Source organism: Micromonospora sp. bgisy143 (genome assembly GCF_057708145.1).
Genome location: NZ_JBYIRN010000003.1, coordinates 141988 through 154353, shown reverse-complemented (window position 1 = coordinate 154353; position 12366 = coordinate 141988). Strand labels below are relative to the sequence as shown.

The 12366-nt window shown below is 71.6% G+C and carries 10 protein-coding genes; all 10 read left to right on the top strand.

Annotated features, from left to right (window positions below; translation table 11 throughout):
* The first annotated feature begins 340 nt into the window (after nucleotides 1-340).
* The 10 genes from AC3EN4_RS06375 to AC3EN4_RS06330 all read left to right on the top strand — a co-directional run bounded on the left by AC3EN4_RS06375 (nucleotide 341) and on the right by AC3EN4_RS06330 (nucleotide 12242).
* A complete protein-coding gene (locus AC3EN4_RS06375; RefSeq protein ID WP_435204975.1) occupies nucleotides 341-1309 on the top strand; it encodes a PrgI family protein in 969 nt (322 codons plus the stop codon).
* Nucleotides 1306-3150, top strand: coding sequence for a VirB4 family type IV secretion system protein (locus AC3EN4_RS06370; protein ID WP_435204974.1), 1845 nt, complete (start codon nucleotides 1306-1308; stop codon nucleotides 3148-3150). Before AC3EN4_RS06375 ends, AC3EN4_RS06370 begins: the two co-directional genes overlap by 4 nt.
* On the top strand, nucleotides 3147-5648 hold the full coding sequence (locus tag AC3EN4_RS06365) for a helicase HerA domain-containing protein (protein ID WP_435204973.1): 2502 nt from the start codon (nucleotides 3147-3149) through the stop codon (nucleotides 5646-5648). The genes AC3EN4_RS06370 and AC3EN4_RS06365 overlap by 4 nt, the downstream gene beginning before the upstream one ends.
* Before the next feature lie 242 nt (nucleotides 5649-5890).
* The gene (locus AC3EN4_RS06360; RefSeq protein WP_435204972.1) at nucleotides 5891-6817 is read left to right on the top strand and encodes a replication-relaxation family protein; all 927 of its coding nucleotides are present in this window, start codon (nucleotides 5891-5893) and stop codon (nucleotides 6815-6817) included.
* A 174-nt stretch (nucleotides 6818-6991) separates the two neighbouring features.
* Entirely contained in the window at nucleotides 6992-7510 is a 519-nt protein-coding gene (locus tag AC3EN4_RS06355; protein WP_435204971.1) for a P-loop nucleotide/nucleoside kinase family protein, read from the top strand.
* Nucleotides 7511-8073: 563 nt separating this feature from the next.
* Nucleotides 8074-8886, top strand: coding sequence for a hypothetical protein (locus AC3EN4_RS06350; RefSeq protein WP_435204970.1), 813 nt, complete (start codon nucleotides 8074-8076; stop codon nucleotides 8884-8886).
* Nucleotides 8887-9293: 407 nt separating this feature from the next.
* Nucleotides 9294-10133, top strand: a complete 840-nt coding sequence (locus tag AC3EN4_RS06345; protein ID WP_435204969.1) for a hypothetical protein — start codon at nucleotides 9294-9296, stop codon at nucleotides 10131-10133.
* Nucleotides 10130-10447, top strand: a complete 318-nt coding sequence (locus tag AC3EN4_RS06340) for a hypothetical protein (protein WP_435204968.1) — start codon at nucleotides 10130-10132, stop codon at nucleotides 10445-10447. The genes AC3EN4_RS06345 and AC3EN4_RS06340 overlap by 4 nt, the downstream gene beginning before the upstream one ends.
* Before the next feature lie 257 nt (nucleotides 10448-10704).
* Nucleotides 10705-11859, top strand: coding sequence for an FAD-dependent monooxygenase (locus AC3EN4_RS06335; protein ID WP_435204967.1), 1155 nt, complete (start codon nucleotides 10705-10707; stop codon nucleotides 11857-11859).
* Nucleotides 11860-11891: 32 nt separating this feature from the next.
* Nucleotides 11892-12242, top strand: a complete 351-nt coding sequence (locus AC3EN4_RS06330) for a histone-like nucleoid-structuring protein Lsr2 (RefSeq protein ID WP_435204966.1) — start codon at nucleotides 11892-11894, stop codon at nucleotides 12240-12242.
* The last annotated feature ends 124 nt before the right edge of the window (nucleotides 12243-12366 follow it).

The following is a 12366-nucleotide window of genomic DNA, read 5'->3' as shown; positions in this document are numbered from 1 at the left end:
GGGACCGCTCCGGCAAGACTGCCATGACTGCTGTGCCGCTGGCGGTGCACCCACTGCCTGCTCTCGTGCTCACCCGAACACGTCTACGTCAGCAGTGGGCCTTGCCTGTCTTCCAGCGGCGCACAGAGGCGCGCTTGTCTTGGCGAGGTGCAGGCCGCCTGCGCGAGCCCGTCCAAGGGAGCCCGGTTCAGCCTGGCAGATGGCGAGTGGCCCACGGCCGCGGCGGCGGGATCCGGCGCTTCGCCCGCCGGCGATGAAGACCAACACCGCCTCGCCGGGGCCAAGTACAGCACTGACGACCTCTGAGCCATCTAAGGGTGGAAAGGGTATGTGACGACCAGTGAATCCGCAGAAGGACGTAAACGATGAGCCGTATAGAGCTCGTATTCCCGCCGACGTCGACGCGCCGGACAAGGTGCTGTACGGGCTGACGTTCCGGCAGCTCGCAGTCCTCGCTGTCGCCGCCGTCGTTCTCTACGGCGGCTGGAAGGCTTTGCACACCGTCATGCCCGCGCCGGTGCTGCTCGGCGCGGCCGTCGTTCTTGGCGGCTTGGTGTTCGGCCTCGCTGTCGGCCGGCGCGACGGACTGCCCCTGGATGTGTGGCTGGGCTGCGCGGTGCGCCACTGGCGGGCGGCCAAGGCGTTGTCCACCACCGACACCACCGCGAAGATCCCTGATTGGGTGCAGACGCCGGTGTCGAAGGTGGTGCTGCCGGCGCCGCTGAAGTTGCCCGCCGACGCCATCGACGAGCACGGCGAGATCAGCCTTGGAGCGGTGCGGGCGGCGATGGTCGCGGCGACCAGCGTCAACCTGGCGTTGCGCACCGCCGACGAGCAAGCCGCCTTGGTCGACACCTTCGGTCGCTGGCTGAACAGTCTGTCCACGCCGACGCAGATCGTGGTGTCGGCGCAGCCGGTCGACCTGCACTCTGCCGCCCGCACCCTCGCCCATGCGGCGGGCGAGATGCCCCATGTGGCTCTGGCGGACGCGGCGGCCGATCACGCCCGGTTCCTCGATGACCTCGCGCAGCGGCGGGATCCGCTGCGCCGGCAGGTCCTCATCGTCACTCGCACCACCAGCGGTGAGCGTGGCGAGCACGCTGCCCGGCGTCGCGCCGACCAGGCGGTCCGGTCGCTGTCCGGGCTGGGTGTCACCACTCGCGCGTTGGACGGCCACGCCACGACCGCTGCCCTGGCCGCCGCCGCCGACCCCTACCGGCCGCCCCGCCCCGGCGGACTCGCCGCGCCGGACACCACCATCATCGGCCCTGCTTTCTGGAGACCGACACCCAGGAGGACATCGTCATGAAGATCCGCTTGCCCCGCCCGACGGCCCGCGCTCGCACGGATGCCGAGTCGCTGCCCACCGGCGAAGGCGTGGCGGCGGCGGTGGCGCCGGCCTCGGTGGAGGTGACACCCCGGTTCCTGCGGGTCGGGGACGGCTACGCCGCCACCCTGGTGGTGACCGGCTACCCGGCCGAGGTCGGGCCTGCGTGGCTGGAACCGCTGCTCTCCTGGCCGGGCCGCCTGGACCTCGCGTTGCACATCGACCCGATCCCCGCGCCGGTGGCCGCGTCGCGGCTGCGCGACCAGCGGGCCCGGTTCGAGTCGTCCCGGCGGGCGGACGAGCAGAAAGGCAAGCTGACCGACCCGTACGTGGAGGCCGCCGCCGACGACGCCGCCGACCTGGCCGAGCGCCTCGCCCGGGGTGCGGCGAAGCTGTTCCGCGTCGGCCTGTACCTGACCGTGCACGCCCGCACCGAATCCGAACTCCTGGACGCGTGCGCGCAGGTGAAGGCCGCCGCCGCGTCCACGCTGATCGAGGTGCAGCCCGCGACGTGGCGGCACCTGCCCGGCTGGACCACCACCCTGCCCCTGGCCACCGACAGCCTGCAGATGCGCCGCACCATGGACACCCAGGCCCTCGCGGCCGCGTTCCCTCTCGCGTCGGCGGACCTGCCCGCGCCGCTGCCCGGCGACCCGCCCACCACCGGCGGGGTGCTGTACGGGATCAACCCGGACTCCCAGGGCATCGTCTGGTGGGACCGCTGGGCGCAGGAGAACCACAACAGCGTGATCCTGGCCCGCTCCGGCGCCGGCAAGTCCTACTTCGTCAAACTCGACGTGCTGCGCAACCTGTACCAGGGCGTTCAGGTCGCCGTCGTCGACCCCGAGGACGAGTACGTCCGATTGGCCGACGCGGTCGGCGGAACCATCGTGCGGCTCGGCGCACCCGGCGTGAAGATCAACCCCCTGGACCTGCCGACCGGGGACACCCGTCCGGACGTGCTCACCCGCCGCGGCCTGTTCCTGCACACGTTGATCAGCGTGTTGGTGGGGCAGGTGCCACCGCCGGCCGAGCGCGCCGCCCTGGACCGGGCGATCCTGCAGGTATACCGGCAGGCGGGCATCACCGCCGACCCAGGCACCCACCACCGGCCCGCGCCGCTGCTGAAGGATCTGGCCGCGACCCTGCGGGCCGACGCCAACGCCGCCGCCCACGAGTTGGCCGCCCGACTCGCCCCGTGGGTGGCCGGCTCGTTCTCCGACCTGTTTGACTCACCGACCACGACCCGCCCGCACGGGCATCTGGTCGTCTGGAGCCTGCGGCACCTGCCGGACGAACTGCGCGCCGTCGGCACCCTGCTCGCCTTGGACGAGATCTGGCGGCAGGTCGACCTCCCACCCGAGTATCGACGGCAGTCCCGCGAAGGATCCCAGCCGCAGGGCCGGCGGCTGGTCGTAGTGGATGAGGCGTGGCTGCTGATGCGCGACGGCGAAGGCGCCCGGTTCCTGTTCAAGATGTCCAAGGCGAGCCGCAAGCGCAACGCCGGCCTGTCTGTCATCACCCAAGACGTCGCCGACGTGCTCGGCACCGACCTCGGCCAGGCCGTCGTGTCGAACGCGGCCACCCAGGTGCTGCTCAAGCAGGCCCCGCAGGCCATCGACCAAGTCGCCGACGCGTTCGGCCTGACCGCCGGGGAACGGCGGATGCTGCTGTCCGCCCGCGTCGGGCACGGCCTGCTGATCTCCGGCACCAACCGGACCGCGTTCGAGTCGATCTCCTCGCCGGCCGAACATCTTCTCGCGACCACGAAGCCGTCCGACCTCGCCGACCTCGACCCCGACGACGGAGAGGAGGAGCTGTGACACCACCCCTTGCCGTGTCGCCGGCGCCGGTTCCTTCCGGGCCGGGCGCCGGAGTCATTCCCCCGCCGAGCGCGCCCACGCGCTGGGTTCTGCACGCCGCGGATTGGGCGGTGGACCGGCCGTGGCTGCTCGGCGTCGCCGCCACCCTGCTCGTCGCCTACGTTGTCGGACGCAACGTGGTCGGCGGGTGGCGGCACCGTCATCACGCTGACGGGGCCCGCCTCGTCACTGTCGCCCCACCACCGGAGGTCGACCCGCACAGCGCCGCCGCGCTGTGGGCGAACCTGCAGGGCACGCTCACCCCGTCCCGTCGACGCCGGCTGCTGTACGGCTGGGCGCATGTGGTGTGGCAGTACACGTGGGCCGGCCGGCGGCTCGTGATCTCGATCTGGGTGCCCGGCAACGTGCCGGCCGGGGCGGTCGAGGCCGCCGTGCGGGCCGCCTGGCCCGGTGCCGTCTGCACCACCGACCCGGCGTGGCCGCCGATCCCCCTGGACGCGCCGGCCGCGGTCGGCGGGCACCTGCTGCCGACGGTAGCCGAGTGGCTGCCTTTCGAGACCGACCACGACAACGACCCGCTTCGGGCGCTGATGGCCGCTGGTTCGCAGCTCAAGCCGGACGAGTACGCCTGCGTGCAGGTCCTCGCCCGCCCCGCCGCCCCCCGCCGGGCCGCACGCGCCCGCCGCGCCGCCGGCCGGCTGCGCAACGGCACGACGGTCGTACCGGCCATTAATCCCGCCGCCCCGCTGCTGTGGCTGATCGAGGCGTTCCTTCCCGGTCGCACCGCCACCGCCCGCAGCGGCGGGCAGCTGGCCGGCCGCCGGGACCCCGGTGTGGAGCGGGACGTGCGGGCGATCCTCGACAAGACCGCCCACCCGCTGTGGACAATCGGCATCCGCTACGCCATCGCGAAGAACACCCACCGCGGTGGTTCCCAGCCGGAGGCCAGGCTGCGGGGCATCGCGGACGCGGTCGCCTCGTCGTTCGCCGTGTACGCCGGCCGCAACCGCCTCCACCGGGCGCGGATGGCGCAACCGGTGGCCGTGCTGGCCACACGGCGGCTCGGAGCCGGGTTCCTGGCCTCCACCCCCGAACTGGCCGTCCTGGCCGCGCTGCCGCGGGATCTGGCCGTACCGGGGCTGGACCGGGCGCGGGCGAAGTCCATGCCCGCCCCCGTGGCGGTGCCGACCGGCGGCCGGGGAACGAAGGTCCTCGGCGACGCCGAAGTCGGTGGCCACTCCGTGGCCCTGTCTGTGCCGGATGCGAGGTATCACCTGCATGTGGTCGGATCGACGGGCTCCGGGAAGACGACCCTGCTGGTCAACATGGCCGTCGAGGACATCACCGCCGGCCGGGGCACCGTAGTGATCGACCCGCACGGCGACATGGTCCTCGACATCCTCGACCGGCTCCCCGCGAGCGTCGCCGGGCGGGTGGTGCTGTTCGACCCCGACCAACCCAACCCGCCCACCCTCAACCCGCTGTCCGGCGACGACCCGGACCTGGTCGTGGACAACCTTGTGTCGATCTTCGGGACCATCTTCGCGAAGGCGTGGGGGCCGCGGATGGACGACGTCATGCGGGTGGCCTGCCTGACCCTGTTGCGGCACGCCAACGTCACCCTCCAACACATTCCGCCTCTGCTGAACTCCGCCCAGTTCAGAAGCGCGATGACCGTCGGCCTGGACGACCCGGCCGGCCTGTCCGGGTTCTGGCAGTGGTACGACCAGCTCAACCCCGCCCTGCGCTCCCAGGTCATCGGCCCCGTCCTGGCGAGGTTGCGGGCGTTCCTGCTGCGCGACTTCGTCAAGCGCACCATGCGCTACCCCCGCTCCAGCTTTGACATGGGCAAGGTCCTCGACGGTGGCGCGCTGCTGGTGCGCATCCCGAAGGGCCAGCTGGGCGAGGACACCAGCAAATTGCTCGGCTCCCTCGTCCTGGCGCAGGTGTGGCAAGCTGCCACCGCCCGCGCCGCCGTACCAGCCGACCGGCGGCGCGACGCCACCCTGATCATCGACGAGTGTCAGAACTTCCTGACCCTCGCCAACTCCCTGGACTCGATGTTGGCGGAGGCGCGCAAATACCGGCTGTCGATGGTGCTCGCGCACCAGGACCTGGCGCAGTTCCCGCGCGATCTGCTCGCCGCGGCGTCGGCGAACGCCCGCAACAAGCTGTACTTCTCGGTCGCCCCGGAGGACGCCCGTGTGCTTGCCCGGCACACCCTGCCTGAGCTCGACGAGCACGACCTGACCCACCTGGACGCCTATACCGCCGTCGGCCGGCTCGTCGTTGGCGGGCGGCAGACGCCGGCGTTCACCCTTAAGACCCGGCCGCCAAAGCCGGTCGTGGGCGAGGCGGCGGTGATCCGGCAAGCTGCGGCGCAGGCGATGCCGACGCAGGACACCAGCGCGATCGACGACCTCGTCGACCGGTTCTCGACCCAACCCGACGGCAACCGCCGCCTCCGGCCTAGAAGCGGTCCCACGGCGAACGCCTAAGCGCCGCAGGTCAGCCGAAGCGAGATCGACAGACTGGTCGATCGGAGTGGCCTGCGTCCCGGTCACCCCTTCCGTGAGGGCTTCACCAGCCCTTCACCACCGATCACCGCGCGGCACTGACAGATTCGGCCGTGCGGGTCTGTCAGTGCCGCTCACCGGCCGTCACCAGCTCTATGTGAGCACCTCACCGAACTCAGACACCCTCCCTCGGAGGGACTCCTCTTCCGCCTGGAGCATCCACCGTGCCCACCAACAACCCCCCCGCCCGCTCATCGTCTCGACTCGCTCGTCTTGACCGGCTTCGTCGTCTGACCGTCCGCGACCATCAGCTGCTGCGGTGGCTCGCCGAGCACTACGTGCTGTCCACCGATCAGGTCGCCACGGCCCTGTTCCCCTCGCTTCGCGCAGCCCGGCTACGCCTGGCCCAGCTGCACCAGTTGGAGGCGGTCAGCCGGTTCGTCGACGTCACCACCGGCAGCGGCCAGTACCTCTACACGCTCGGCCCGCTCGGCGCTGTGGTCCACCCCACCCAGTTCAACGACCCGAACCAGGCCAGTGTCCGAGCCCCGCGCACCAGCATCGAGCGCACCGAACGCATCATCGGCAGCCGCCGCCTGGCCCACCTGCTGGGCACCAACCAGCTGTTCATTGACCTCATCGGCTACGCCCGCACCCACGAGCAGACCCGGTTGGCGCGCTGGTGGTCCGAACAGCACAGCACCGCCGCGTTCGCCGCCGCCTCCTACGCCGCCGGCCATGGGACCGGGGTGCAGCCGGACGGGCACGGCATCTGGCACGCCGGCGGGCGCATTGTTGGGTTCTTCCTTGAGCACGACAACGGCACCGAACCCCTCGCTACGGTGCTGCGCAAGCTGCGCGCGTACGAGCAGCTCGCCACGTACGGGCCGCGGTACCCCGTGCTGCTGCGCGTCCCCGGCCGCCGCCGCGAACACCACCTCCTCGGCGCCCTCGCCGGCGTGCCCACCGCCATGCCCGTCGCCACCGGCCTGCACGGCGAACATCCCGCCGGACCTGCCTGGACCCTGACCACCGACCCCGGCCCGCGCCGCTGCCTGCACGAACTGCCCTCCGACCATGGCCCGGACAACCCGGCCACCAACCCGCATCGGCTGACCACCAATGCGGATGACCTCAACGGCCTCGTGTGACTACCAGCCATAGGTGACGCTGCCCAAGCGTCAGCCGACACCGCCACTCGCAGGATCCGCTCAACCCCTGAACCCGGGGCCCCGCTAGCTGAAAGTGGCTACCGTCGTTGGAACCGAAGGGCGTCACATCGATGTCGACCTCCGGTCGAAGCGCTACAGGTAGCGTCGGATCCCATGATCGTGTGGATCAACGGCACCCACGGCGCGGGTAAGACGACGACCAGTGCACTCGTGCAGCAACTGATCCCGGACTCGCGGGTGTTCGATGCCGAGAAGGTCGGTGAGATGCTCATGGACATCAGTCCAGGGCTGCCCGCGACGGATAACTTCCAGCACTGGCCGCCATGGCGGCCTCTCGTCGTCGAGACCGCCCGCCGCGTACTCGAATACACCGGCGGCACTCTGGTGATCCCCATGACTGTTCTGGTCGAGCAGTACTGGCGCGAGATCAGCGGAGGCCTTGCCCAACATGCCATTGCGGTAAGGCACTTCGTTCTGCACGCCGACCACGACACCCTCCGCGGGCGCATCGAGGGGGAACACGTCATCCCCTCCCCGTTCCGCCTCAAATACCTCGAGCCCTACGCCGAGGCGGCCCGCACGTGGCTCCACCGCGAGGCCGAGGTCGTCGACACTACGCACCTCACGCCCGCCCAGGCCGCCCTGCGGATCGCAGAGGCCGTCAAGCGGTAACGCCGGCCCCGCAATGCGAACAGGCGCAGGTCGGCAACAGAGTGCTGCGGGATCAGTCCCGGCTGAGGGCGCAGGCAGATACCGTGCGCGACGGCGGCGGAGACGACATCCCCGTTAAGTCGTGACGTACTCAGCTTCAAGTGAGCGGCCATGTAAGTGGTTGTGAGGCCAGCAAGTCTCACAACCTTGCCGCCAACCCGTCGGCGAACCTAGGGAGCGTCTGACAGGGCAGGCCAATCCCACTCCTGACGATCATGTCGGCGGCTGGCGCTGACAGATCCCGCCGCTACCTTCATCGGCACCACCTTCACCCACATATCGCTCCACCCGGTCCGGTCCCACCTCGGGAACCACCGCCGTACCTCACGGTGCGCTCCGCCCACCCGCCGCCTTCACGGCCGGTCGGCGCCCGCGCCGCGCGGCGGCCCTCAGGTCGCACCGCACCACCAGCATTGTTCCGCTCCACTCATCCCCTGTTCGTCTCGTGAGCCGCCCCATGTACCCGGTGGGCCGGCCGATTCCGCGCGCCCACCAGCGCGCCCCAGCCGAAGGAGGAACCCCAGATGACCGCAACCAACGGTGCCGCGACTCCCCTGAGCCGCTACGGCACCCGCGTGCCGACGGTGACGCCCCGCCCGGCCCGCACGACCGCCCCCGCAGCCAGCACCGCCAGCCCCACGGCCGCCACCACCCCGGTGGTCACGCCGACCGCGACGATCAACACCATGATCGTCTGCCTGCCAGACGGCCTCCCGTCGCAGGCCCTGTCCGCCACCCAGCTCGACCGGCACTTCGGCGTGTCCGGCACCCTGCAGCCCCGCTTCTGGGCCACCCCGAACATGTGGCTATGGCAGCGCGGCCAGCTCGTCGCGCCCCGCAAGGGACGCCCGGTGTACTGCGCTGGCGGACCGGTCAAGCTGCTCGACCTCGCCGCCCTGCGCCACGCCGCCGGCGTCGGCGCCGGCATTCGCCACCAACTGTGGCAGCAGGTCGTGCACGGCACCCGACCGGCCACCCCGTGGCCCACCCTGCTGGCCCGCCACCTGGCGGACCCCGCCCGCTATCCCCGCGAGCGGGCCGAGGCGGACTTCCACCAGCAACCCCGCGTGAACGCGATGCGGATGCACAACGCCGCCAGCTACGGCGCCGCCTACCTCGCCGTGGGAGAGCTGGAGATGTTCCAGGCAGGCCCAATGGCCTACCAGCACTACAGCGCCACCACCGCGGTGTGCGGCGACGCCCTGCTCACGCCGGACGGGCACAAGCTCGCACCCGCGAGCGACGCCCTCACCCACCGGGTGACCTACCTCGAGCAGGCGATGCGGTACCTCGACACGGCCGAGGCCGACCAGCGGCTGCTCGCCGTCGCCCTGTAACACCAGCAAACCGGAACCGGTCGGGCACCGCCACCTAACCCTTGTCCTCTGGGGATCGGCGGCGGCCCGATCGCCCAATTCCGCCGCGCCGCGTCGGCCACCGGCAGCAGGCGCGGTCTCTGCAGCCGCGCTTCGGAGCTTGCCCTTGCCCTGCGAGGCGCAACCGGCCGCGACGAGTGCGGCCGCTGCTGTCACGCGATCCACCGCCACCTGAGCCACGCCTGCCTGGGACTACATCCGCCTCGCTTTCGCGGGCCACGCGCCATACCCCCAGGCCCGTCCAGCGGGGTTTAGGCCCGCTGCCGGCCCGTGCGGCACCGCCCGGCGCCCGGGCTGGGGTGTCCCGCAAGCCCGGCCAGCTCAGCGGCCGATCTTTTCCTCTTCCACGATCAGGAGGTTTGCCAGCCATGTCCGCTCGACTGTGGTTCCGCATCGACGACGTCCTGCCCCTCGCCGAACACGCCGTGGCCACTACCGCGCATCTCAGGACGCGGCAGCAGTATCGGGCCGGCGTCCCGGACCAGGCCGCGCTCATCTGGTCCCACGACACTGACGGGGACTGGTTGTCCTCCAACGGCGTCCCCCGCTGGTACGACGCCGACGGCACCGACCACCGCATCGTCGCCGAAACCTGGACCCACACCGCCACCGGCGCCACCGGCAACCCGGTCCCCTCCGACGAGGGGCACGCCTTCCTGCCCCTGCACACCGGCCACCTTGACGGCCGGCGGGACCTGCTTGACCTGCTCCGCTACGCCCGCCACCACGGCATGCACTGGTTCGGGCTGCACCCGGATCCGGCGAGCGAGGCCACCAATGACCGCTACCGCATCTGCCGCAGCCGCGGCGACATCGCCCCGCCGCTTGCCACCTGGACCCCGGCGACCGTGACCTGCGACGTGGTCGGCGGCGGCGCCTACCGCGCCATGGTCGCCACCGGCTACACCACCCTCTCGCACACCGGCGTGCTGTGCCGCTTCCCCCTGTTCTCGGTGCAGCGCATGACCGCCCACCTCGCCGCCCTCTATCCCGGTGACATGCCGGGCGAGCACCCCCGGCTGCGGTTCGACGGCGACGAAGTCGTCGTCGAGTGGGAGCACGACAACGGCCTGGGCAGTCGCTGGGTCGAGCACGACCGGGTCGTCCCGGACGCCAACCGCTGCTACGCCATCGGCGCCTACCAGTGGCCCTGGACCCTCGTCCCGGCGACCGCCCCCTCCACCAGCGTCGAGGACGGTTCGCGGTGATCGTCGACGAGGTGTTCCAGCAGGGCGGCCACGGCAACTACGAGCTGGCGCGGGTGCAACACGCTGACGGGTACGTCCTGCGGGTGCGGGTCCACCGGGACAGCTACGCCAAGCAGAGCACGGCAGTCGCCGAGGTTCTCACCCCGCTGTTGACCTGGACGATCATCGCGAGCAGCCCTGGCGGCGACTGGCACCGCAAGACCCCGGCCACGTCATCAGACACGACGCCGCTGATCCCGGTCGCCGACGAGGTGCTGCAGCGGGCGCGGCGGATCCTTCCCGTGCCGGCGCCGTTCACCACACCCGGCCAATAACCGTCACGGCCGCACCTTCGCCCGCTGCCCTGCCCACCCGGTCGCACTTCGCGCACCAGCGGACGCAGTCCGCCGCGCATTCTGAGCCTCCGTAAGCCCGCCGCAGCACGGCGGCTGATCAGCGCGTCCGCGGTCCACCGCCGCTGACGCGCTCTTGCCACTGGCACCACCTGGCCGATGCCCGGCCACCCGCGCACTCGCGCACACCCGGGCACGGCCGTGCCCGGGTTCCCACCCTTCAGAAGGGAACCCCACTCATGACATTCAGCACCGGGCTGGCCTCCGGCCGGCAGCTGGCCATCGCCGTTATCGGCGGCAGTATCACCGGCCCCGTCACCGCGCTGCTGTTGCTGCACGCCGGATTCGACAACGTCACCGTCTTCGAGGCCGCGCCGGCGTCCGCGCCCCTGGGCGGCGGCCTCATCGGCCTGGAACACCCCGCCCTCGACGTGCTCGACCGCCTCGACATCGGCCAGCACGAGATCGTCGCCCACACCTCCGAAGCCATCGTCCAAATGACCATCCGCGACCGCCACCCGGCCGAGAGCATCCGACGCACCTACCCGGGGCGGAACACCACCTGGACGCTGCTGCACCAAGCGCTGACCCGCCGCCTCCCCGCCGGTGTCCTGCACACCGGCATGAAGGTCACCGCCCTGGCCGAGCAGGCCGGCCAGCCGCTGCTGCGGTTCCGCGACGGCAACACCGCACCCGCCGACCTGGTCGTGTTCGCCGACGGCCGGTCCTCCACCGGCCGCCGGCTGCTGGATCCCGACCGGACCCTGCGCTACGCCGGCTACGTCGCCCACCGCGGCATCGCCGACATCACCCCCCAGCCCGGCCTGCGGGACTTCCTGCGGCTGCAGCCCTGCCCCGGCGTGCAGTTCAACCTCGCCCCGGCACCCGGCGGCTGCGACTGGACCTTCTACCTGAACTGCACCAGCGGCGAGTACGCGCAGCGGTTCGGCGCCGACCCCACCCGCCGGGTCTTCGCGCTGCCCCGGCACGTCAGCCCCGCCGCCCGCGCCCACGTCGACACCCACGCCGAACTGCTCCTGCCGGCCGACCACGCCGCCGTCGTGCACGCCACCACCACCCGCATGGCGGTACCGGTCCTCGACATCGCCCCACCGGAGCGCATGGTGTGGCCCGTCGGCGCTGGTCACGCCGTCCTGCTCGGCGACGCCCTCGCCCCCGTGCGCCCCCACACCGCCCGCGGCGCCAATAACGGCATCGAACAAGCCGCCGGCCTCGTCGCCGCCCTCACCCAGCACCGCAAGTACGGCGCCGACCTCACGGCCGCCCTGCGCGGCTGGCAACGCCGCCACCTGCCCGCCGCCGTCGCCGCCGTGCACCGCGGGCCCGTCATCGGCCACCAGCTCGGCCTCGGCACCCACCAACCCGCCCAGTAACCCACCCCGAGATGAAAGGAGGTGGTCCCCTCGTGGCCACCAAGACCACCGCGATCCTCGTCGACGACCTCGACGGCTCCACCGACGACGTCGCCACCTACCAGTTCGCCTTCAACGGCGTCACCTACGAGATCGACCTGTCCGCCGGCAACTTCGACCGGATGGCCGCAGCGTTCGGCCCGTTCCTCACGGCCGGACGGCGCCTGCCGAAACAGCCCCGGGCACCACGGCGGCAACACGGCACCGCGACCGGCCGCACCCAGAGCCAGGAGATCCGCACATGGTGGTGGACCGTCAACTGGCAGGAGCTGAACCTGCCCCGGCCACGAACCGGGGGCGTCATCCCCGCCGCGGTGCGCGACGCCTACTACGCCGCGCACTGACCCCGGCCCCGCAGCGTGCCGCCCGGTGAGCGATCACCGGGCGGCACACCTGTGCGCGTCGCCGGAGTCCCGCACTCCGGGCAGACGACTTGATCAATAGCCGATTCGAAGCGTGCATCAGTGC